Below are 22,859 nucleotides of genomic sequence, written 5' to 3' on the forward strand. Positions count from 1 at the left end.
ATGAAAACGAAAGATCTTTCAATAAATTTTTGTGGAGTTAAATGTGAAAATCCCTTTTTCTTATCTTCATCTCCAGTAGGAGCTTGTTATGAAATGTGTGCAAAAGCGTTAGAAACTGGTTGGGGTGGAATTGTATTTAAAACGATTGGGTTTTATATTCCAAATGAAGTTTCACCACGTTTTGATAATACAACAAAAGAAGCAACATCCTTTATAGGATTTAAAAACATGGAGCAGATTTCAACGCATTCACTTGAAGAAAATCTTGAAGCATTAAGAAAATTAAAACAGAATTATCCAAATAAAGTTTTAATTGCTTCTATCATGGGTGAAAATGAAGAAGAATGGACGAAACTTGCGCAGCTTGTTACAGAAGCAGGAGCAGATATAATAGAATGTAATTTCTCTTGTCCTCAAATGACAAGTCATGAGATGGGTTCTGATGTTGGGCAAAACCCTGCGCTTGTTAAAAAATACTGTGAAGCAGTAAAAAGAGGAACAAAACTTCCTGTACTCGCAAAAATGACACCAAACATTGGAAATATGGCGGATCCAGCAGTAGCTTCTATAGAAGGTGGTGCAGATGGTATATCAACAATAAATACGATAAAATCTATTACAGCTGTAGATTTTGATAGATGTACAGCATTACCTGTTATAAATGGTAAATCATCTGTATCTGGTTATTCTGGAAAAGCGGTAAAACCAATTGCGTTGAGATTTATCCATGAACTTGCAAATTGTTCAAAACTTAAAGGGGTTTCAATTAGTGGTATCGGTGGAATTGAAACTTGGGAAGACTGTATTGAATTCATTATGCTTGGGTCAAGTAACTTACAGGTTACAACAGCCATAATGCAGTATGGTTATAGAATTGTAGAGGATATGATCAGTGGGGTTTCTCATTTCATGGAGGAAAAAGGATTTGATAAACTTGAAGACATGGTAGGAATAGCAGTTAAGAATATTATTCCTGCTGAAGATCTTGATAGAGATTATGTGGTATATCCTAAATTTGACGATGAAAAATGTGTAGGATGTGGAAGATGCTACATATCATGTTTTGATGGAGGACATCAAGCGATTAAATGGAATGAAGAAGATCGACGTCCTGAACTTATAAAAGAGAACTGTGTAGGATGTCATCTGTGTGGGCACGTTTGTCCTGTACAATGTATTACTAAAGGAGAAATCGAATTTAAAGAAAACGCAAAAGAGAGAGCGGTAGTTATTTAATAAGACACAAAAGGCACAAGAATTCATTAAGTGCCTTTTGTTCTATAAGGATACTAGAATTTCACCTTAAATATTCAGAATATTTAGAATTTAAAAATATATTGCTGGGTAACTATATTTGAAACAGTTTAATATCAAAATTTGTGATCTTTTGAAAATAGGTATTCAGCAATCGAATTTAAAATGAAGGGAGGTGAGAGATGAAGAATAAATATAGAGTTACATGGATAGTATCGTATTGTTATTTTGATTTACATTACAAAATTGGAGGTGTAAATGGATGAATGAGAAAAAAGTATCACAAAAAGAAGTTAATGGTCTTTATGAATTAAGTGAAAGTTCGCGAGTAGTATTAAAAAATAATGCATATTATAATGACGATTTAGCACCGACGAAATTGTCTGAAAGAACTTGGGGAACATACCACATTGCAGCATTATGGGTTGGAATGTCTGTTTGTATTCCTACTTATATGATGGCATCTGGATTAATGGCAGCGGGTCTTTCTTGGTGGCAAGCAATTATTAACATTTGTTTAGGAAACTTAATCGTTCTTATTCCAATGCAGTTAAATTCACATTCTGGTACAAAATATGGTATTCCTTATCCTGTTTTTGCACGTTTGGCTTTTGGTATTAAAGGTTCCCATATTGCTTCAATTGCTCGTGCACTTATTGCGGCTGGTTGGTTTGGAATTCAATGTTGGATTGGTGGAGGAGCACTTAATGCGGTTATGGGTGTTATGATGCCTTCGTGGGCTTCTTGGGCAGGAGGTATTTGGGTAGCTTTCTTTATATTTTGGGCTTTGAATGTTTGGATTGCTTACAAGGGCTCAGAAGCTATTAAGTTCATGGAAGCTTGGGGCGCGCCTATTCTAGGAGTTCTTTCCCTAGGGTTTATAGCTTGGGCATTAACAAGTGTACATTCAGCGGGTAAAAATGTTAGTGATATTTTAAATCTGCCTGCAACATATAAAGAAGGTCAATTCTGGAAAATATTCTTAGCGGGTTTAACAGCAAATATTGCTTTTTGGTCTACACTTGCATTGAATATTCCTGATTTTAGTCGATATGCAAAAAGTCAGAAAGATCAGTTTAGAGGTCAATTGCTTGGTTTACCTACAACAATGGCAGCATTTGCTTTCGTAGGTGTTTTTGTTACGGGTGCAACAAGTATCATATTTGGTCAATTTATTTGGGATCCAGTAGCTGTTGTTCAACATATAGGTAGTCCAGTAGCTGCATTACTTGGTGCAATTGGTATAGCAGTTGCAACTTTAACAACAAATATTGCTGCGAATGTGGTTGCACCTGCAAATGGTATTTCTAACTTAAATCCACAAAAAATCTCTTATAGTACAGGTGCACTAATCACGGGTATTGCTGGTATTGCAATCATGCCTTGGAAACTACTTTCAACTGCAGATGCATATATATTTGGATGGTTAGGGACATACGGTATTTTATTAGGACCTCTAGCAGGGATGTATATTGCTGATTATTATATCTATCGTAAAAAAAGATTAGATTTACATGATTTGTTTAAAGGGGAAGAAAGCCGTTATTGGTATAAAAATGGGTTTAATGAAAAAGCAGTTTATACTTGGATTCTCGCTTGTACTTTACCAATATTAGGTAAAGTTGTAGATGGACTAAGTTTCTTAGCGGATAGTGGTTGGATTATTGGATTTTTACTTGCTATAGTCATTTATCCAGCGATTATGAAGAACGAGCATGATTCTCTTCTTAGTGAAGAAGAAGAAGCAGCCATTACGGAAAAAGTAATGTTACATGAAAAAGCTTGATTTTGTTATATGGATTGATTATGAATTCTCCCTGAAGATTTTACAGGGGGAATTTTATTTCATTGTAACAGGTTAGTGCCTATTTTCTAGCTACTCGATATCTCGTTATGACAGAAAATAAAAAATATTCTTAAAAATTTGAAAATAAGAAGGTTCTTAACCTTTTTTTATGGAATATTATTTATTAATATAAAATTGATTACATAAAAAAATAATAATTTTAAATTATTGATGATTTGCAATAGGTGTAGCTGAATATGCGTTAAATGTTATTTTTTAGATTAGAGAACGAGGGGGGATAAAATTGGAAACCTTAATTGATTATAATGTGTTAAAAGAAGAGTTAAAAGATTATGAACAATTATATAATGAAATAAAGATAGCAATAGATACAACATTTGATCAGATTACGATTGTAGATAGAAATGCAAAAATTTTATGTGTAGGGGATCTATGTGAAGAAAGTTTTGGCATATCACAAAGTGAGATCATAGGGGAAGATGCTAATAATCTAGTAAAAAAGGGGATTTTTGATAAATCTATTACAGCAGAGGTATTTGAAAAAAGAGAAAAAGTTACTATCATACAAAAAACGGCTAGTAATAAAAAATTGTTGGTTACAGGTATCCCAATATTTAATGAAAAAAAAGAGATTGTTAAAGTAATCAATATATCAAAGGATATTACGAGTATTGAACAACTGAAAAATCAAATAGAGAATACAGGAGAAATGATGGAATGGTTCCGAAAAGAATTGTTAAAAAGGAAGGTGATACAAGAAAAAAAAATTATAACTAAAAATAGTACGATGCAAAAGATTATGGAGTTAATCAAAAGAACAGCAGATGTAGATAGTACCGTACTTCTGTTAGGAGAAACGGGTGTAGGAAAGGGTTTTTTAGCTAAAACTATACATGAGATGAGTAATAGAAAAAATAAACCATTTGTTACTATTAATTGTGGAGCAATTCCGGAAAATTTGCTTGAATCCGAATTATTTGGATATGAAGAAGGGGCTTTCACAGGAGCCAATAAAAAAGGTAAAAAAGGTTTATTTGAAGAAGCAAAAGATGGCATTGTATTTCTTGATGAAATTGGAGAACTATCAATGAAGCTGCAAGTTAAATTATTAAGTGTATTGCAAGATAGAAAAGCCTCTAGAATAGGTGCATTAAGACCATATGAAATAAAAGCTAGAATCATTGCAGCTACGAATAAAGATTTAAAAAAGGCAATAACAAATGGTGAATTTCGTCAAGATCTTTATTATAGGTTAAATATAATACCTATTAATATACCTTCACTAAGAGAACGGATTGAAGATATACCTATACTGATTAATGTTTTTTTAAAGAAGAATAATGAAAAATACTTTTTTGAGAAATCATTAACGCAAGATGCTTATAAACTGTTGATATCATATAAATGGCTTGGCAATATAAGAGAATTAGAGAATATAATTGAGCGGCTAGTAATTACATGTGGAGAAGATATTATAACTTCAAAACAAGTATTAGAGATCATACATCTTGAAAATAATAAAAATGTAAATTATATTGAGGCAAATACTGTGATCCCACTAAAAGAAGCAACAAAAGAATTAGAAAGACAATTGTTAATAAAGGCGAAACAAGAATATAAAACAACGAGAAAAATAGCTACAGTTCTTAAAATAAACCAGTCAACAGTTGTAAGAAAATTAAAAGAATATAATATATAAAATAATTTTCATAGGCTAATGATTGAAGAAATATCATTAGCCTATGTTTTTGTTGATGCTATTTTGCATCTATCTTAAGGACGGTATTAAGCATTACGCTTGCTCCATTTGTACACTGCTCAACAGATGTGAACTCAGGCTCGCAGTGGCTATGACCGTCCTTTGAAGGAACAAAAATCATAGTAGTAGGCATCATATCTGATACATACTGGGCATCATGGCCTGCTCCACTATTAATGTATTGATTAGAAATACCTGCTTCATCAGCACTTGCCTTAACAAATGCTACTAATTCTTTATCGAAGTATACTGTATCACGTGCCCAAGCTTTCGTATAATCAACCTTACACTTAGCAACTTCTTTAGGCATGTTTTTAATAATATCAAGAACTTGCTCAAGTACCTTAGGGTCTTCATGTCTTGAATCAATTGAAAAGTCAACAAAATCAGGAATTACTGTATGTATACAAGGATGACATTTAATTTCACCAGTTGTGTAAACAAGATCTGGATCAAGTTTGTCTAACTCATTATGCAGATAAGTAAGAACCTGAGCGGCTGCATAAAGAGCATCCTGTCTATATTTCATTGGCGTAGTGCCAGCGTGATCTGCTTGACCATAAGTTCTTATTCTGTAGTTAATCATACCAAGGACACAAGTGACAACACCGATATCAGTATTAGCAGATTCAAGGATTGGACCCTGCTCAATGTGGAGTTCAAGCATGCATTTATAATCATTAGAATTTAACCTATTCGATAATGAGCCAGCATAACCGCTGGCTACTAAAGCTTCACCAAAAGTAGTTTTTCTATCTAATACGCTTTTTGATGAAAGTATTGTATCCTTATCAAATTTGCCACAAATTACGCCGGATGACATCATTGCTGGTGGATATAAGGAACCTTCCTCATTTGTCCAAATCATAGCCGTAAGTGGATGTTTATGAGGAATTTTTTGAACTACAATCGTTTCTAAAACTTCCATAGCGGTTATAACGCCTAATATTCCATCATAGTTGCCTCCATTTTTTACGGAGTCAACATGAGATGCTATAACAATTCGTTTTGCATTAGGATCTGAACCTGGAATAGTAGCATACATATTTGCCATATCATCAACAGTTATTTCGGCACCGATAGCTTCCATTCTCTTTGTGAATTCTTCTCTAGCTTGAATAGCTTCTTGTGATAATGAGTATCTAGTAACTCCTCCATGTCCGGTATCACCATAAGTTGCAAAAGTTTTGAGCTTATCTTCCATTCTTTCCATACTACAAAATTTTGTATTCATTATTAAATACTCCTTTCTAATTTTTTTTATGTAACTAAATCTATTTCATGAATATTTAGAAAATTATACTTGCTAAAACTTCTTCTGCTCTAATAAAATATAATAACGCAACACCAATCCTTTATCTCGCAGAATTTACTCACTGTAAACATTCCTTTCATTGATAATTACATTTTTAATTATTGGGCTATTTGCTTACTAACAGTTATATTTGATAATTGTAGTAAGTCTCATAACACTTACTAATGAACTAAGTTCAGGAATATATAAAGCAATATATATGCCAAGATCTAAGTTTATTTAGAACTTTATATGGGAAAAATATCTAAATTTCAATACTTGCATATCTTATTTATTGAATGGGATTGTTAGTGTATACTTATATTCCTCTTTTATTTTGTGAATGATTCTATTAATTTTTACTTTTTTTTTTAAGTGAAAAATGATAGAAAATTTATAATGAAAAAAAAATAAAATTATGACTAAGAAAAGTACGATGGAAAAAAACATCAGTGGAATGAAAAAATCAACGGGTTTAGGAAGATTATAATTTCTTTTATGAGAAAAAATGTAGGGAAATTAAAGTTATAGCATATACAAATTTGTGTGATGCATATTTTATAGACGAATGATGCAAAAACAAATCAAAATTTCATGTTTTAGGGGAGGTAAAATATATTTTTTGAATATCAAAAAAAAATATTTATTAAAAATACTGAAATTTAGCCATTTATTTATTCGTATCTTGAATATGTTTTATAAAAATATAAATTGGCATCTATCTTGTATTATAAAGAATTAAATAAAATTTTTAAGCATATCTTTTAGAATTAAAAAATAAAAAACAATATATAAAAATTAAAATACTTATGAAAGGAGAACTTTGAATGAAAAAATTTGACACGATTATTAAAGGAGGAACAATTATAACAGATATGGATTCCTTTAAAGGTGATATAGGTATTAAAGATGGAAAGGTTTATCAAATAGAATCAGATTTAAAAGACGATGCAGAAAAGATCATTAATGCAGAACATAAGTATGTTATTCCAGGAGGTATAGATCCTCATACTCACTTGGATATGCCATTTGGCGGAACGTATTCTAGTGATGATTTTAATACAGGAACCATTGCAGCAGCATGTGGAGGAACGACAACAATCGTGGATTTTGCAATACAATCTAAAGGTAAAACATTAGAGGAAGCTGCTAATACTTGGAGGAAAAAAGCGGAAGGTAAGGCTGTAATAGATTATGGACTTCATTTGGCTGTAACAGATATGAATGAGGATGTTATAAAAGAAATTCCCTTTAGAATTAAAGAAGGGTATTCTAGTTTTAAGTTATTTATGACATATGATGGTCTGAGAGTTACAGATGATGTGCTTATGAATACGTTAATCGTTGTTAGTGAAAATGGTGGATTAACAGGTGTTCATGCTGAAAACTATTATGCTATAAAATACTTTACAGATAAATTCAAAGAAGAAGGAAAGATAGAACCTAAATACCATGCGTTATCTCGTCCAGATTTGGTTGAGGGTGAGGCTGCTGGTAGAGCTATAAAATTAGCTAAATTAGTGGGTGCACCTCTTTATATAGTACATAACAGCTGTGAAGCATCTACTTCAGAAGTAAAGCGTGCAAGAGAAGAGGGATATCCAATAATGGGCGAAACCTGTCCACAGTACTTACTACTATCATATGACAATTATGAAGAACCAGGATTTAATGGAGCTAAATATGTGATGTCACCACCGTTAAGAGATAAGAGTAATTGGCCGTATATGTGGGAATCGTTGGCGGATGATACGCTTCAATTAGTAGCAACAGATCACTGTCCATTCTTCATGAAACAAAAAGAAATGGGGAAAGATTTCTTTGGAAAGATTCCGAATGGAGCGCCAGGAATAGAGTTAAGAATGGCGTTGATGTATACATATGGAGTAGTAGAAAAGAAATTTGATTTACAAAGATTTGTTCAAGTTACATCTACGAATGCTGCTAAAATATTTGGCATGTATCCTAAAAAAGGTACTATTGCTGTGGGTAGTGATGCAGATATAGTTATTTTTGATACAAATGTAGAAAAGACAGTAAAACAAGAAATACTTCATGAAAATGTTGATTATACACCTTTTGAAGGCTTTAAATTAAAGGGATATCCAGAGACTACAATGGTTAGAGGTAAAGTAATTGTAGAAAATGGACAATTTGTTGGAGAAAAAGGGTATGGAGAATTTATTATGAGAGAATCTCCAATGATTATATAGGACTATCTAGATTTAAAAAAGTGAAATAAAGCCAATCTACAATGCGTTTAATACATATATAAAATATTATACTAGGGGGAACTAAAATGGATATAAATCCTAAAGAATATGTAGCTACACTTATTGAAAGATCTAGAAAAGCACAAATTGCTATTGCAGATTATACACAAGAGCAAGTGGATAAATTACTTACTGCTGTTGTGTGGAACATCGTGAAAGATGGTCCTGCACAAGAAATATCAAAAATGGCTGTAGAAGAATCTAGAATGGGTAATTATGAAGGAAAATATAACAAGCTTATGGCAAAATCGAAAGGTGTTATTCGTGATATGATAGGCAAAAAATCTGTAGGTGTAATAGAAATAGATGAAGAAAAGAAAATTATGAAAATAGCTAAACCCGTGGGTATTATAGGAGCCCTTGTTCCTTGTACAAATCCTGAAGCAACACCTACTGTAAAAGTAGCACATGCATTAAAAGGAAAAAATGCTATTATATTATCTCCACATCCACGTACGAAGAAAACAAACACATTTATTGTAAATATTATGAGAGAAACATTAAAAAGATATGGTGCACCTGAAGATTTAGTAATAGCAATTGAAGAGCCTACTATGGATATCAGTAATGAGCTTATGAAACAATGTGATTTGATTTTAGCTACAGGTGGAGCAGGATTGGTTAAATCTGCTTATTCATCTGGTACGCCAGCTTATGGCGTAGGTGCTGGTAACGCTGTAGTTGTTGTAGATGAAACTGCGGATCTAAAGGATGCTGCTCATAAAATAATGCTTAGCAAAACATTTGACTTTGCTACAAGCTGTTCTGCAGAGAACGCATTGGTTATTCAGAAAGATGTGTATGATGATTTTATTGAAGCACTTAAGGCTGAAGGAGGTTATTTAACCAAGGCTGAAGAAAAGGAAAAACTTCAAAAAACTTTATGGGTTGATGGGCACTTGAATTCAAAAATCGTTGCACAATCTCCTCAAACAATAGCAGATATAGCAGGTGTTGAACTTTCTGAAGATAGAAAATTTATGATGGTTGAAGAATCAAGGATCGGTGCAGATTATCCATTCTCTGGAGAAAAACTTTCAGTAGTTGTAACACTTTACAAATATGATCAATTTAAAGAAGCTGTGAATAAAGTAAATGAAATTACTAAATATCAAGGAATGGGTCATTCTTGTGGCATTCATTCGTTCAACGAAGAACACATTATGGAACTGGCGCTTAAGACAAAGGTAAGCCGTATGAATATTAGACAAGGGCAAGCTCTTGCAAATACTGGAAATTGGTTTAATGGTATGCCATTTACAACAAGTCTTGGCTGTGGAACTTGGGGTGGAAATGTAGCTTCTGAAAATATTACTTGGAAACATTTAATTAATGTTACATGGGTATCAAGATATTTTGAACCTGTTGTTCCAACGGATGAAGAACTATTTGGTAGTGTTATGAATGATCATTAAAATTTAAAATGTAGAAGTTAGATGTTTTTTATTGATAAAAATATAAAAGGGGGAGTTTCGAATGAATAAAACATCTGTTATTCAAGAAATGGATTTAAAATATAATTTACATTCATGGAGTGCTCAAGCTGGATTAAATCCGCATGTTATTACAAAAGCGGAAGGAATATATTTTTGGAATGAAGAGGGAGAAAGATTTTACGATATGTCTTCACAGCTGGTTAATATGAATATTGGTCATGGGAACAAAAAAGTGATTCAAGCAATTAAAGATCAAGCTGACAAATTACCTTTTATTGGGCCTGCTTTTGCTTTAGATGTGCGCGCTGAAGCTGCCAAGAAAGTTGTTGAAGTAGCTCCTGCTAACATGAAAAAAGTATTTTTCACAAATAGTGGTGCTGAAGCAAATGAAAATGCGATTAAGATGGCTCGGATGTATACTGGCAGATACAAAATGTTCTCAGCGTATCGCGCTTATCATGGTGCAACTTATGGTGCTGCGAACTTAACAGGTGAACCAAGAAGATTTGCAAGCGAACCAGGAATCGCTGGATTTGTTAAATTTGTTGGTCCTTATGCATATAGAGGTCCTATTGAGTTTAAAAACGAAGAAGAAGCTTCAAAATATTATCTTACTCTTTTAAGAGAACAAATAGAGTATGAAGGCTCTGAAACAATTGCTGCTATTTTTCAAGAATCTGTAGTTGGAACGAATGGTATTCTCATTCCACCAAAAGGATGGATGCAAGGCGTAAGAGATCTTTGCGACGAGTTTGGCATTATGATGGTTTGTGATGAAGTTATGGCTGGTTGGGGAAGAACTGGTGAATGGTTTGCAGTAAATAATTGGAATGTACAACCTGATATGATTACCTTTGCTAAAGGTTCAACTTGTGGCTATATACCACTAGGTGGTGTATTAGTAAATGGAAAAATTGCTGATCACTTTAATAAGAATACACTTATCTGCGGATTAACTTATAGTGCGCATCCAATGGGTTGTGCTGCCGCTTGTGCTACGATTGATGTTTATAAAGAAGAAAATTTAATTCAAAAATCCAAAGAAATGGGCGTTGTATTAGGTGAAATATTAGAAGAAATGAAAGAAAAACATGCAAGTGTTGGAGATGTTCGATATATAGGTCTTTTCTCTGCTATTGAATTGGTGAAAGATAGAAATAGCAAAGAACCATTGGTACCTTATGGAAAAGACCCGGATGGAATTATGAAAAAAATACTCGGGATGCTTAGAGAAAAAGGATTTTGGAACTACAGTCATGAGAATATAATAATTGTAGCGCCACCGTTGATTATAAAAAAGGATGAGCTTAGGGATGCAATGAAAATTATGGATAATGTATTAGATTTTGTAGACGAGATGATGGATGAATAAATTTAAAAGTAAATAAAACCTGGATTAATCAATGTAAGATTAATCCAGGTTTTATTATATAGCGATTTCTATAGCTAAAATATGGATATTATTATATAATAAAAATGTATAAGAACTAAATTATGTATATAATAAGATGAAATTCATAGTATGTGAAAGGTGATTATCATGAAGAATATCATTATAACAATTATCATAACCATAATTGTAGGGATTATTGCATTGCTTTATGCTTTTGGTATATTGTTTGCGATGCTAGAAACAAATGGCCCATTTTTACTCATGGGGATTGTGTGTATCGCTTTGTTAGGAATCATATTTGCATTAATTTATAATATGGTTAAGAGAGTTAAAGAAATAAGGGAGGAGGATAAGGATGATCTTAGTAAATACTGATTATATTAGTGGAAAAAAATTAGAAACACTTTCAATTGTAAAGGGTGCAACCGTACAATCAAAGCATGTTGGAAAAGACATTTTAAGTGGTTTGAAGACATTAGTAGGGGGAGAAATAGAAGCGTATAAAGAAATGATGGATGAAGCAAGAGCCATTGCGACAAAGAGAATGGTTATGGAAGCACAAAACTTAGGTGCAGATGGTATAATTAACATAAGATATGCAACGAGTGCAATCATGCAAGGGGCTGCTGAAGTAATCGTTTATGGAACAGCAGTTAAGTTTATAAAAGAATAAATAATACCGGGTAATTTTAAATTACTCGGTATTATTTATATACAAATATTAGGTAGAAAATAAAAATTTTGGTGATTGTAATATTTTTGTAAAGATTTTTATGGGATTTTGTTGTATACTATAAATTGGTAAAAGATTGGTATATGACAAAAATATAAGATTAAAAAGAGATTTTGTAAGGCGAAAATATGGCTATGGATGCAAAAATTGTATAGAATAGAATGATACAAAGGGGGGGAGAACGATTAAAAATGCAATTGAAATAAAAAATGTTAGAAAGGTATATAGAGTAGGAGATGAAAAGATCGTTGCATTAAACGATGTTTCCTTGGAAATAAAGACAGGAGAGATATGTTGCTTTTTAGGAACTTCAGGATCAGGAAAATCTACTCTTTTAAATATGATGGCGGGACTTGAGAAACCTACAAGAGGCATTATTAAAATTAATGAAAAAAATGTTGAAAAAATGAATGAAAAACAACTTGCAAAGTTTCGACAAAAGCATATTGGTTTTGTTTTCCAGTCATACAACCTGTTAGCTGCACTCACAGCTCTTGAAAATGTTAGTATGCCACTCACTTTTAGAGGGATGAAAAAAAAGCAACGAGAGAAAATTTCTGCTGAAATATTAGATGCTGTGGGGCTTAAAAAATATATCACCCATAAACCTAATCAAATGAGTGGAGGGCAGCAGCAAAGAGTAGGGATTGCAAGAGCCTTTGTGAGTAAGCCACCTATTATTTTTGCAGATGAGCCAACAGGAAATTTAGATTCGAAGACAACCAAAGAAGTTATGAACTTGATGTTAGAAATTGCAAAAGAGAACAATCAGACAATTATTATTGTAACCCATGATAGAAGTATTGCTGAGTATGCAGATAAGGTTGTCTATATTTTAGATGGAAACATTGAAAAAATTGAAGAAAAATAAGGAGAATTAAGGGGGAAAAAAGATGAAACGAAGGATACTTACTTTATCCATTGTATTGATGATGGCTTTTAGTATTTGTAATATGGATACTTTCACTTCATATGCGGATACGAATTTAATTATAGGAAGAAATAGGGAAGTGCCTGTATTTGAATCAGGAGAAGAAGTGAGACTTGGCATTCCTATAGAAAATATTGGAGAAGATTCTATAAAAGATGTAACCATATCTTTAGATACAAGTGATTTAAAAAGTTTTCCTTTTGAAATAGAAAAAATGTCTACAACAAAGAGAATAGCGTCTATTCATGGTAAAAGTGATGAAGATATTGGATTTTATTTGAAGGTAGCTATGAATGCAGAAGCAAAAACTTATCCAATCAAAGTAAGTGTTAGTTATGATGGAGGTACTGCATCAGAAACGGTTTATGTGAAAATTGAAGAGAATCGCCAAAAACCTTCTTTGGAATTAATGGATGTAAAATTTGAAGGCAACAGTGTTTCTGCTGGTCAAAGTAGCGTTATGAAATTAGAAATTCAAAATGAAGGCGAAACGATGGCAAAAGATGTTGAAATTAGTTTTGAGGGGCTTAAGGCAGAGGCAATAAGACTTGATAATTATATGAATGTACCCAAAATAAAAGAGATAAAACCTAAGCATTTTCACGAGATTCCACTAAAAATCTATGCGAATGAAGATTTAAAGAGTGGTACATATGAATTAGATCTTTCTATAAAGTATAAGGATGAATATAATCATGAATATGAAAAGAAGAAAAAAATATATGTTCCTGTAGATGGCGCTGGAGACCAAGAATTAGATTTTGGGTTTGAAAATTTAGCATATCCTGTGGATGGTGTAAAAACAAGTCAGGATTTTGATATTGCCTTTGATCTAAAAAATCTATCAGGCAAAGATGCAAAAAACTTAAAGGTTAGTATCGATGCAGGCGCTGAGATACTTCCAAAATCTGCATCTGTTAAAAATATAAAAAGTCTAAATGTGGGAGAATCTATTCCTATGACTTTTAAGCTTTTTGCTAAGGATGGTATAGAATCAAAAAATTATCCTGTTAAGATCAATGTGGAATATGGACTAAAGGATTCAAAATCAGAAGAGAAGAATTCTTTAAGCCAATATGTTGGTATATTTATAAAAGGAGACAATTCAAAATTAACACCGAGAATTATTATAGATAATTACAACTATGGAAAAGAATATATCCAAACAGGCGAAACTTTTCCACTGAATATATCTTTTTTCAATACAAATAAAAGTGCTTCAGTAAAAAATATTAAGGTAAGCATCAGCTCGGAAGGAGATGCTTTTGCACCAGTAGGAAGCAGTAATTCCTTCTTTATAGATGAAATTGGTGCATCAAATCGCGTTAATAAAACGATTAAATTGAAGTCAAAATCAGATGCAGAGCAGAAAATGTATAATATTACGGCGGATATTGAGTATGAAGATAGTACAGGAAAAGCACAAACGGCAAAGGAAATTATAGGAGTAAATGTCATACAAGAAGTAAAATTTAAAACATCTGACGTGAAAATTCCAGAAGAAGTTTTTGTTGGTGGGAATGCTTCCCTATCCATAGATTTTTATAATTTGGGCAGAGGAATATTGAGAAATATGATGATTCATACAGAAGGTGGTTTTGAGGTAAACAGTGGGAGTACTTATATAGGAAACATAGATGCTGGAAAAGATGACTATTATGATGTTACAGTGATACCAAATAAGGAAGGAAAAGGAACTGGGAAAATTATATTTGAATTTGAAGATACGGTTGGGAACCCTTATAAAGTAGAAAAAGATTTCGAGATAGAAGTAATGAAAGAACCAGAAATGCCTCCAATGGATCCAGAAATGGAGATGGAAGGTCAAAAAGGGTCTTCATCAAAGAAATGGATATGGATTGGGGGGGGCGTTCTTTTAGTAGGCGGTATTGGATTTGTTGTTCGTAGGAAGCGCAAAAAGAAAGCCGAGGAAGTGAGCATAGATGAATAATTGGGATTTGTTAAAAATGGGCTTTCACAACCTATGGAGAAAAAAAACAAGAACATTTTTGACTGTTTTAGGCGTAATTATTGGAACTTGTTCTATTGTAGTGATGATGTCTATAGGAATTGCAAATGATCAAGGGACCAAAGAGTGGATTGAAAGTATGGGAGATTTAAGCATTATTGAAGTATATTCTTCTGGAAGATATGGCGATATGGATTCAAGAAATTCAAAAAAACAAGTAAAGCTTGATGATCAAGGGATTGAAAAGCTTGAAAAGATAGATGGGGTAAAGGCAGTAATGCCTATAAAAGAAATGCGTCTAAAAGTAGCTGCTGGAAAAATGATTGGGAATGTGAATGTAATAGGAATAAAACCTGAAGTAATGGAAGCGTTTGATTTTAAAGTGCAAGAAGGAAGATTACTAACATCAACAGATAAGGAAACATTAGTTTTTGGTACAGAAGTAGCTGATCGTTTTTATGATCCTAGATCAAGAAACCGATATGATCGTGATCCCAATGCACCAAAGGTAAATTTAATAAGTAGTAAGCTTATGTTATCATCAGATAATAATTATGGAGAGAAAAAAAGAAATCAAAGAAATCAAAGAGATGATGATTATAAGCCACCAAAGCCACATAAGGTAAAAGGCGTGGGACTTTTAGCACAAAGTGGTAGAGAACAGGATTGGAATGCTTATATGAATATTACTGCGCTTGAAAAAATCATAAAGGAAGATCAAGATGCAAGACATGAAAAAAGAAGACGATCAGATAATGAAGACCAATATGAACAAGTAAAGGTAAAGGTAATTGATATTCAAAGAGTAGAGGAAATTCAAGAAAAAATAAAAGCAATGGGATTGGATGCGAGTAGTTTGACAGAGTGGTTAAAGTCTATGAGAGAACAGATGAAAAAATCCCAGATGATGTTGGGCGGAATAGGGGCTGTTAGTTTACTTGTAGCTGCAATAGGTATTACGAATACAATGATTATGAGTATCTATGAAAGAACAAGAGAAATAGGGGTTATGAAGGTTATTGGTGCAAATTTAGTGGATATAAAAAGGTTATTTCTATTTGAAGCGGCAATGATTGGTTTTGTTGGAGGAATATTAGGGATTACACTAAGCTATGGGCTATCTTTTGCGCTGAACAAATTTGGAGAAGGCTCTATGGAAGGTATGGACATGATGATGGGAGGTATGTCAGGTAGTGCAGGTATGTCTATTATCCCCATAGAACTTGCATTAGGAGGGGTAGCTTTTGCAACTGTTATTGGTATCATCTCAGGATATCTACCAGCAAGACGTGCTATGAATTTAAGTGCATTAGAAGCAATAAAAACAGAATAATAAATAATATTTAAAAGGGATGTACATATTATATACGTATAATAGGTACATCCCTTTATTTTAGTAATGATATAAAATTAGGGCTAGATAATAAGTAGAAATTCTTTTTATCTATATTTAATCGTTTACATACTTGCTATTGTAATTAAAATTAAAGGTTTCGAAAATTATTGGAGAATATGTACAATATTAGGAAGATTATTTTTAAATTATTCATAAATGGCATTTGACAATAATAAAATTTGGAGTATAATATAAATAGCAAATGCCAATTATAGATATAATGGAGGGAATACATATGATACAAAAAGAAAAACCACTAGAAGGAACAAATATTAAAAAAATCATTGCTGTAATGAGTGGAAAAGGGGGCGTAGGGAAGTCTTCAGTTACTTCTTTAATGGCAGTATCACTAAGAAATAAAGGATATAAGGTAGGAATCATGGATGCAGATATAACAGGACCTAGTATTCCAAAAGTATTTGGTATCAACAATCAGAGAGCTGTGTCTATTGGAGAAGCCATTCAACCAGCAGAGACGGTTACAGGAATTAAGGCAATGTCGCTAAATTTACTAGTAAAGCAAGAAGATGATCCAGTTGTTTGGAGAGGACCTGTCATTGCAGGAACTGTAAAACAATTCTATACAAATGTAGCATGGGGAGATTTAGATTTTTTATTGATTGATCTACCACCAGGAACAGGAGATGTACCTCTTACAATTATGCAGTCATTACCAGTAGACGGTATTGTCGTGGTATCATCTCCACAGGATTTAGTAAAGTTGATTGTAAAAAAATCTGTAAACATGGCAAAAATGATGGACATACCGATCTATGGAATTGTTGAAAACATGAGTTATTTTGAATGTCCAGATTGTAATAAAAAGCACTATATCTTTGGAAAAAGCAAAATTGAAGAAATAGCGAAAGAAATGGATATAGCGGTATTAGAAAAATTACCGATTGATCCTGAGTTTGTAGCACTTTGTGATGAAGGCAAAGTGGAAGTTTTCGGTAAAATGCGCTTTGGTTTTTGCGAAAACTTTGCAAATAAGTTAGAAGATAAAATAGGAGGGATTGAATAATGAAAATATGTGTTTCAAGTTTGAACAAAGAAAAAAATGCAAAAATGGATCAACATTTTGGTAGATGTCCATATTTTTCAATCTTTGATACGGAAACAAATGCATTTGAATTTCTTGAAAATGCAGGAGTTACGGCGAATCAAGGAGCAGGAATTGCAGCTGGACAACAAGTGATTGATGAAAAAGTAGGAGTGGTTATTACAGGAAGTTTAGGACCGAATGCAATGCGTGTATTACATGGTGGAAATATAGAAACATATACATGCCAAGGTGGAAGTATTGAAGAAGTGATAAATTTATTTCAAGAAGGAAAACTAGAAAGATTGGAAAGTGCTGGACCTGCACATTCTGGAATGGGGCACAAATAAAGAAAGGACTGATCCTATGAAGATTGCAGTCTTAAGTGGCAAGGGTGGGACAGGAAAAACAACTGTTTCTACAAATCTTGCAAAAGCTATGGGATGGCAATATATAGACTGTGATGTAGAAGAACCTAACGGATTTATATTCCTAAACCCTAAGATAATAGAAACAAGAGAAGTAACTATACCTGTTCCGATAATTGATGAAGAGAAGTGTATAAACTGTAATAAATGTGCCCAAATTTGTCAATTTAATGCATTGGCAGGAACAAATACAGGGATTATTTTCTTTGAAAAATTATGTCATGGTTGTGGTGCATGTACCCTTGTATGTCCAGTTGATGCCATTAAAGAAGAGGGAAGAGTTATTGGAAAGATTGATATAGGAAAAAGCGAGAATATTTCTTGTATACGAGGATTGTTAGATGTAGGAGAACCGATGGCACCCCCCATTATCAAAGAATTAAAGAAGTTGATAGATGAAAAACCAACGGTTATTGATTGTTCACCAGGAAGTTCTTGTTCTGTTGTAGCAGCTATTGAAGGAACAGATTATGCTGTTTTGGTAACAGAGCCTACGGAATTTGGTTTGCATGATTTGAAAATTGCTGTAGAACTTGTTAAAACAATGAAGATACCATTTGGGATCATTATTAATCGTGCAGATGAAGAAAATGATTTGATTGTCAGATATTGTAAAGAAGAAGAAATAAATCTTTTAGGAAGAATTCCTTTTGATAGAAAAGTAGCTGTTTTATATTCAAATGGAAAACTTTTAGTAGAAGATAAAGCATATAGAAAAGAATTTGAAGAATTAGGACGGAAAATTTTGGGGGTGAAGGCATGCAACTCGTTGTTATAAGTGGAAAAGGTGGAACAGGAAAGACAACTGTTGCAGCTGCATTTGCTTACCTTAATGAAAAAAGTATAAAAGTAGATTGTGATGTAGATGCTTCAAATCTTCATATTCTTCTTGGTGGAGAAGATATTGAAGAAGAAAATTTTATTGGGGCAAAAATGGCGCATATAGATCTTGATAAATGTATAAAATGTGGTGCTTGTGAAAAAGTTTGTAGATTTGGTGCGATACATGATTATGTTATAGAGCCATTAAAATGCGAAGGATGTGCAGCATGTACGGTGGTATGCTCTCAAGAAGCGATTATATTAGAGGATGAAATAACAGGAAAAACCATTACAACCCGAACGAAGCAAGGGATTTTATCAAGGGCAGAAATGGTGATAGGTGCAGAAGGGTCTGGAAAACTTGTCACCCAAGTAAGAAAAAATGCGATGAAACATAGAAAAAATGATGAGATGCTTATATTAGATGGAACCCCTGGCATAGGATGTGCCGTGATGGCTTCTATTACAGGTTGTGATGCTGCACTGATTGTTGTAGAACCAACCCAATCAGGATTAAATGATTTTGAAAGAGTGCTTTCCCTAACGAAATTTTTCGGAGTGAAGACATTTGTATGCATTAATAAATACGATATCAATGAAGAGATGACTTTAAAAATAGAAAGCTTTTGTAAGGAAGAAGATATTGATTTATTAGGGAAAATTCCATTTGATCCAATGGTCAAAGAAGCTGTCAATCACTTAAAGCCTATTGTATGCTATGAGGAAAGTAAAGCTTCAAAAGAAATCATAAAAATATGGAATCAAATAAACAAAATATAAGGAGGCGTTTTAAAAATGAAAATAGCGATAGCGAAGAATGGAAATACTGTATCAGGACATTTTGGTCATTGTGAAGGGTTTGAAACATTTGAAGTGGAAAATGGAAAAATTGTAGAAAGAGTATTTATTCCAAGTCCAGAACATCAGCCAGGAATTTTACCACCATTTCTTGCTGATAAAGGTGTGAATGTCATTATTGCTGGTGGAATGGGTGGTGCTGCAGTAGAACTTTTTAAAGAAAGGGGTATTGCTGTAGTTATTGGTGCACAAGGAGATCTAGATGATGTGATTAAACAATACTTAAGTGGTGAATTGAAATCTACAGTAAGTGCATGTGAAGAACATCATCATCATTAAGAATTTGGCAGAATAATTTTATTCTGCCTTTTTCATTGAGTAATAAATAAAAAATTTATCAGAATATGAATAACTAGTGTATCAAATAATTTCTAAGAAATTTGAGCAAAGAAAATTTCAAAAGGAATTCTTTGAAATTTCGTTGACGAAATGAAAATATAAGATAGTATAATGCGAATTTTTTTATATAATATAAGAATTGGGTGGTACGAATGGAAAGTAAAATAGAAATCATCGAAAAGATTTTAAAAGAAAAGAATATTAAGTGTACGAACCAAAGAAAAGCAATTATAGAAGTTTTTGTAAATCAAGATGCACATTTTAAGCCAGAAGAAGTGTATGATTTAGTAAAAGGTAAAAAAATTGGGCTAGCAACAGTATATCGAACCATAGAAATATTAAAAATACATGGTATAATAGAAGAAACTACGATCGAAAAAGATAGATATTATGAGTTAAAGTTATTTAGTGAAAAGCGGTTGCACATTCATTTTAAATGTAGCAGGTGTAATCAAATCTACGATTATGACAAAACAGAAATGATTTTGGATTTGATCCAATTAAGAAATTTTGCTGAACAAGAGTATAATGTAAGGGTAGAAGATATAAAAATGATTATGAATGGTGTATGTCATAAGTGTAGGGGGTGAAATTTTGGCTAGACCTATGAAACCACGAAAAATTGCTTTTATGCCAGAAAATAGATATTTTATCCCTGTAGGTAAACCCAAATGCCATCTTGAAGAAATCCAATTAAAGCTTGAAGAAGTAGAAGCAATGCGATTAAAAGACATTGAAAAACTTTCTCAAGAGGAATGTGCAGAAAAAATGCATGTATCTAGACAGACTTTCCAATTGATTATTGACAAAGCCAGAAAAAAGGTTGCTGAAGCACTAACAGAAGGCAAAGCTATCAATATCCAAGGCGGAAATTATACTTTGAATATTTGTAAATATCAATGTAAAAACTGTGATCATGAATTTAATGAAGCATACGAAAAAGAAGTGCATGTTTGTCCTGTATGCAATTCTGAGGAAGTTGTATGTATGGATAAAGGAAGATGCTGTATGAAAGCTTGCAGAAGACCTTGGTGTGAAAACAAAGAGATGAACCAACAAAAGAAATAATAAAAATATTGAGCTTAAGAAGTGTACAACAGGTGTGTGTAGATTTCTTATACAACTTCTGCAAGTATAATATATTTTATTTAATGGAGGAAAGAAAGATGAATACAATCGATGAAGCAGTTATGAAGTACTTTGATGATTGTAAAAAAGGATGCAGTAATCTTATTGCTAGTAAAGATTTATACGAAGCCATACAAAAAAAAGAAAAGTTATTTATGTTAGACATTAGAAGACCTGAAGATTTTGCGAAAAATCAGATTAATGGATCTATCAATATTTATTGGAGTGAAGTGGGAGAATTTATTGATGTTCTACCAATGGATGAAAAAATTATTGTAATCTGCTATACAGGACAAACATCAGGACAAGTGGTATCTCTACTTAAGGTTTTAGGATATGATGCATATTCTCTTAGTGGTGGTATGATCAATGGATGGATGAAGGGTTCTTTACCAGTACAGGCAGGATGCTCAACCTGAGGTTAAGATGAATCTCTTGGAGAGAGAGAATGAAAATAAAAGTCGGGAAATTTTCTCGACTTTTATTTATTATATATGTGGATAGAAAGGATGAAAAAAATGCCGTGTATTACAAATCTAGAACAACAAAAAAATAAAAATAGAGTCAATATATATGTGGATGATACATTTTTTCTAGGGGTAGATCAAGAAATTATTTATACATTGGGATTGAAGAAAGGTCAGGAAGTTGAAACAAAAAAATTAGAATCTATTATAGGAGAAGAAATATATCTAAAAGCAAAAAGTAAGGCTTTAAAATTATTGCATTTTGCTTCACGTACAGAAAAAGAAATGAGAGAAAAATTAGCAAAGCATGAATATGAAGAACAAACCATTGATCGCGTCCTGACTTTTTTAAAAGAATATGAATTTATTGATGATGAGAAATTTACAAAACATATGGTGAAAAGTAAAGCAAATGGAGAAAAATATGGGAAAAATAGAATTAAGCAAGAGCTATATAGAAAAGGAATAGACAAGGAGCTTATAGAAAACACAATTATAGAAGAATTAGATCTAAAAATAGAGTATGAAAATGCCTTGAGTTTAGCAGAAAAGAAAATGCGTACAATAAAAGATACAGATAGAAAAAAAGTTTATGAAAAGTTAGGAAGATATTTAGCTTATCGAGGATATGATTACGATATAATTAAAAAAGTAATCAATCATGTTTTAAAATAATAAAGAGATGGGGGAGAAAAATGAGTGATTTACATCACTACACAAAGCCATTTTTTCATGAAGGAAATGATGAAGGCTGTTTATTGATCCATGGTTTTACAGGTACCCCTGCGCATATGCAATTATTAGGGAAAGCCTTAAATAAGGAAGGATATACAGTAAATGGAATTTTACTAAAGGGTCATGGAACTTGTGTAGAGGATATGAATGAGTGTAATTGGAAAGATTGGATGCAGGATGCAGTAGATGGATATGAAAGATTACGAAAAAAGTGCAGTAAAGTATATGTGCTAGGTTTATCTATGGGAGGGGTTTTATCCTTATTATTGGCAGAAAAGTATCCAGTTGAAAGAATCGTATCTATTGCGACACCTGTTTTGATCTATGATCGATTTGCACTATTAGCGCCTATTGTAAAATATTTTATGCCCTATAAAAAATGGAAATCAGAACCAACACAGGGACAAAATGATACGAAAAATAGCATTGCCTATGCATCTATTCCAATCGGAGCTGTGCCAAGTCTCTTAAAATTGATGAAACAAGCAAAAAAAAATTTATCTAAGATTACATGTCCAACTTTGATTGTCCAATCCCATATGGATCAAACGGTAAAGCCAATGAGTGCACAGATGATCTATGATAAAATATCTTCCAAAGAAAAAGAAATTCTTTGGTTAAAGCGTTCAAAGCATGTGTGTACATCAGGGCCAGAAGTAAAATGTATACATGAGAAGATCATTGCATTTCTGGAAAAATAAATATTTAAGGTAGCATACCTAAAGATATAATAAAGCTTAAAACAACAAAACCCTGTTTTCTTAAAATACAATGAAAACAGGGTTTGATTGGAGA

22 protein-coding genes are annotated in these 22,859 nt (G+C 32.6%); 21 read left to right on the forward strand and 1 reads right to left on the reverse strand.

All coding sequences use genetic code 11. The features are described 5' to 3' along the window. From preA to EV214_RS09490, 3 genes are all read left to right on the forward strand, one after another. Positions 1-1,236 carry an NAD-dependent dihydropyrimidine dehydrogenase subunit PreA gene (gene preA / locus EV214_RS09480; protein WP_132245110.1) on the forward strand — a complete coding sequence of 412 codons (1,236 nt, stop codon included), beginning with the start codon at positions 1-3 and terminating at the stop codon, positions 1,234-1,236. Between the two features lie 280 nt (positions 1,237-1,516). Next, positions 1,517-3,040 (forward strand): NCS1 family nucleobase:cation symporter-1, encoded by a 1,524-nt coding sequence (locus tag EV214_RS09485; RefSeq protein WP_132245112.1) that lies wholly within the window; start codon positions 1,517-1,519, stop codon positions 3,038-3,040. A gap of 304 nt (positions 3,041-3,344) precedes the next feature. After that, complete coding sequence (locus EV214_RS09490; RefSeq protein ID WP_207669665.1) at positions 3,345-4,760, forward strand: sigma-54 interaction domain-containing protein; 1,416 nt, start codon at positions 3,345-3,347, stop codon at positions 4,758-4,760. 58 nt (positions 4,761-4,818) lie between these two features. On the opposite strand, the gene EV214_RS09495 is transcribed toward EV214_RS09490, so the two are convergent. Further along, positions 4,819-6,054 carry a Zn-dependent hydrolase gene (locus EV214_RS09495; protein ID WP_279233120.1) on the reverse strand — a complete coding sequence of 412 codons (1,236 nt, stop codon included), beginning with the start codon at positions 6,052-6,054 and terminating at the stop codon, positions 4,819-4,821. 887 nt (positions 6,055-6,941) lie between these two features. Here EV214_RS09495 and hydA point away from each other — a divergent pair. From hydA to EV214_RS09585, 18 genes are all read left to right on the forward strand, one after another. Next, positions 6,942-8,327, forward strand: coding sequence for a dihydropyrimidinase (gene hydA / locus EV214_RS09500; protein ID WP_132245114.1), 1,386 nt, complete (start codon positions 6,942-6,944; stop codon positions 8,325-8,327). A gap of 86 nt (positions 8,328-8,413) precedes the next feature. Further along, the gene (locus EV214_RS09505) at positions 8,414-9,802 is read left to right on the forward strand and encodes an aldehyde dehydrogenase family protein (RefSeq protein ID WP_132245116.1); all 1,389 of its coding nucleotides are present in this window, start codon (positions 8,414-8,416) and stop codon (positions 9,800-9,802) included. Between the two features lie 61 nt (positions 9,803-9,863). After that, positions 9,864-11,195 (forward strand): aminotransferase class III-fold pyridoxal phosphate-dependent enzyme, encoded by a 1,332-nt coding sequence (locus EV214_RS09510; protein WP_132245118.1) that lies wholly within the window; start codon positions 9,864-9,866, stop codon positions 11,193-11,195. Between the two features lie 168 nt (positions 11,196-11,363). Continuing rightward, the gene (locus EV214_RS09515) at positions 11,364-11,591 is read left to right on the forward strand and encodes a hypothetical protein (protein WP_132245120.1); all 228 of its coding nucleotides are present in this window, start codon (positions 11,364-11,366) and stop codon (positions 11,589-11,591) included. After that, on the forward strand, positions 11,572-11,889 hold the full coding sequence (locus EV214_RS09520) for a YbjQ family protein (protein ID WP_132245122.1): 318 nt from the start codon (positions 11,572-11,574) through the stop codon (positions 11,887-11,889). Before EV214_RS09515 ends, EV214_RS09520 begins: the two co-directional genes overlap by 20 nt. Positions 11,890-12,151: 262 nt before the next feature. Then, complete coding sequence (locus EV214_RS09525; RefSeq protein WP_334295684.1) at positions 12,152-12,820, forward strand: ABC transporter ATP-binding protein; 669 nt, start codon at positions 12,152-12,154, stop codon at positions 12,818-12,820. A 22-nt stretch (positions 12,821-12,842) separates the two neighbouring features. After that, positions 12,843-14,831: a COG1361 S-layer family protein gene (locus tag EV214_RS09530; protein ID WP_132245126.1), complete on the forward strand. Its 1,989-nt coding sequence runs from the start codon at positions 12,843-12,845 to the stop codon at positions 14,829-14,831. Next, positions 14,824-16,182, forward strand: a complete 1,359-nt coding sequence (locus tag EV214_RS09535; RefSeq protein ID WP_132245128.1) for an ABC transporter permease — start codon at positions 14,824-14,826, stop codon at positions 16,180-16,182. The genes EV214_RS09530 and EV214_RS09535 overlap by 8 nt, the downstream gene beginning before the upstream one ends. A 298-nt stretch (positions 16,183-16,480) precedes the next feature. Then, the gene (locus EV214_RS09540) at positions 16,481-17,269 is read left to right on the forward strand and encodes an Mrp/NBP35 family ATP-binding protein (protein WP_243116609.1); all 789 of its coding nucleotides are present in this window, start codon (positions 16,481-16,483) and stop codon (positions 17,267-17,269) included. Then, positions 17,269-17,637, forward strand: coding sequence for a NifB/NifX family molybdenum-iron cluster-binding protein (locus EV214_RS09545; RefSeq protein WP_132245132.1), 369 nt, complete (start codon positions 17,269-17,271; stop codon positions 17,635-17,637). Before EV214_RS09540 ends, EV214_RS09545 begins: the two co-directional genes overlap by 1 nt. A gap of 16 nt (positions 17,638-17,653) precedes the next feature. Further along, positions 17,654-18,493 (forward strand): ATP-binding protein, encoded by an 840-nt coding sequence (locus tag EV214_RS09550; protein ID WP_132245134.1) that lies wholly within the window; start codon positions 17,654-17,656, stop codon positions 18,491-18,493. After that, complete coding sequence (locus EV214_RS09555) at positions 18,475-19,317, forward strand: ATP-binding protein (RefSeq protein WP_132245136.1); 843 nt, start codon at positions 18,475-18,477, stop codon at positions 19,315-19,317. Before EV214_RS09550 ends, EV214_RS09555 begins: the two co-directional genes overlap by 19 nt. 15 nt (positions 19,318-19,332) lie before the next feature. Then, positions 19,333-19,674: a NifB/NifX family molybdenum-iron cluster-binding protein gene (locus EV214_RS09560; protein WP_132245138.1), complete on the forward strand. Its 342-nt coding sequence runs from the start codon at positions 19,333-19,335 to the stop codon at positions 19,672-19,674. Between the two features lie 212 nt (positions 19,675-19,886). After that, entirely contained in the window at positions 19,887-20,324 is a 438-nt protein-coding gene (locus EV214_RS09565; protein WP_132245140.1) for a Fur family transcriptional regulator, read from the forward strand. A 4-nt stretch (positions 20,325-20,328) separates the two neighbouring features. Next, complete coding sequence (locus EV214_RS09570) at positions 20,329-20,802, forward strand: DUF134 domain-containing protein (RefSeq protein WP_132245142.1); 474 nt, start codon at positions 20,329-20,331, stop codon at positions 20,800-20,802. 98 nt (positions 20,803-20,900) lie between these two features. Continuing rightward, a complete protein-coding gene (locus EV214_RS09575) occupies positions 20,901-21,281 on the forward strand; it encodes a rhodanese-like domain-containing protein (protein ID WP_132245144.1) in 381 nt (126 codons plus the stop codon). A 99-nt stretch (positions 21,282-21,380) separates the two neighbouring features. Further along, positions 21,381-22,004, forward strand: coding sequence for a recombination regulator RecX (recX, locus tag EV214_RS09580; RefSeq protein ID WP_132245146.1), 624 nt, complete (start codon positions 21,381-21,383; stop codon positions 22,002-22,004). Positions 22,005-22,024: 20 nt separating this feature from the next. Then, positions 22,025-22,765, forward strand: coding sequence for an alpha/beta hydrolase (locus tag EV214_RS09585; protein WP_132245148.1), 741 nt, complete (start codon positions 22,025-22,027; stop codon positions 22,763-22,765). The last annotated feature ends 94 nt before the right edge of the window (positions 22,766-22,859 follow it).

Source organism: Marinisporobacter balticus, assembly GCF_004345705.1.
GTDB classification, from domain to species: Bacteria; Bacillota; Clostridia; order Peptostreptococcales; family Thermotaleaceae; genus Marinisporobacter; species Marinisporobacter balticus.

Excerpts from the sequence above, each read along its gene's own strand:
- EV214_RS09520 (WP_132245122.1), top strand. The coding sequence starts at position 11,572 with ATGATCTTAGTAAATACTGATTATATTAGTGGAAAAAAATTAGAAACA.
- EV214_RS09555 (WP_132245136.1), top strand. The coding sequence starts at position 18,475 with ATGCAACTCGTTGTTATAAGTGGAAAAGGTGGAACAGGAAAGACAACT.
- EV214_RS09530 (WP_132245126.1), top strand. The coding sequence starts at position 12,843 with ATGAAACGAAGGATACTTACTTTATCCATTGTATTGATGATGGCTTTT.
- EV214_RS09545 (WP_132245132.1), top strand. The coding sequence starts at position 17,269 with ATGAAAATATGTGTTTCAAGTTTGAACAAAGAAAAAAATGCAAAAATG.
- EV214_RS09495 (WP_279233120.1), bottom strand. The coding sequence starts at position 6,054 with ATGAATACAAAATTTTGTAGTATGGAAAGAATGGAAGATAAGCTCAAA.
- EV214_RS09510 (WP_132245118.1), top strand. The coding sequence starts at position 9,864 with ATGAATAAAACATCTGTTATTCAAGAAATGGATTTAAAATATAATTTA.
- EV214_RS09565 (WP_132245140.1), top strand. The coding sequence starts at position 19,887 with ATGGAAAGTAAAATAGAAATCATCGAAAAGATTTTAAAAGAAAAGAAT.
- EV214_RS09540 (WP_243116609.1), top strand. The coding sequence starts at position 16,481 with ATGATACAAAAAGAAAAACCACTAGAAGGAACAAATATTAAAAAAATC.
- EV214_RS09560 (WP_132245138.1), top strand. The coding sequence starts at position 19,333 with ATGAAAATAGCGATAGCGAAGAATGGAAATACTGTATCAGGACATTTT.
- recX (WP_132245146.1), top strand. The coding sequence starts at position 21,381 with ATGCCGTGTATTACAAATCTAGAACAACAAAAAAATAAAAATAGAGTC.
- hydA (WP_132245114.1), top strand. The coding sequence starts at position 6,942 with ATGAAAAAATTTGACACGATTATTAAAGGAGGAACAATTATAACAGAT.
- EV214_RS09535 (WP_132245128.1), top strand. The coding sequence starts at position 14,824 with ATGAATAATTGGGATTTGTTAAAAATGGGCTTTCACAACCTATGGAGA.
- EV214_RS09585 (WP_132245148.1), top strand. The coding sequence starts at position 22,025 with ATGAGTGATTTACATCACTACACAAAGCCATTTTTTCATGAAGGAAAT.
- preA (WP_132245110.1), top strand. The coding sequence starts at position 1 with ATGAAAACGAAAGATCTTTCAATAAATTTTTGTGGAGTTAAATGTGAA.
- EV214_RS09550 (WP_132245134.1), top strand. The coding sequence starts at position 17,654 with ATGAAGATTGCAGTCTTAAGTGGCAAGGGTGGGACAGGAAAAACAACT.
- EV214_RS09505 (WP_132245116.1), top strand. The coding sequence starts at position 8,414 with ATGGATATAAATCCTAAAGAATATGTAGCTACACTTATTGAAAGATCT.
- EV214_RS09485 (WP_132245112.1), top strand. The coding sequence starts at position 1,517 with ATGAATGAGAAAAAAGTATCACAAAAAGAAGTTAATGGTCTTTATGAA.
- EV214_RS09575 (WP_132245144.1), top strand. The coding sequence starts at position 20,901 with ATGAATACAATCGATGAAGCAGTTATGAAGTACTTTGATGATTGTAAA.
- EV214_RS09515 (WP_132245120.1), top strand. The coding sequence starts at position 11,364 with ATGAAGAATATCATTATAACAATTATCATAACCATAATTGTAGGGATT.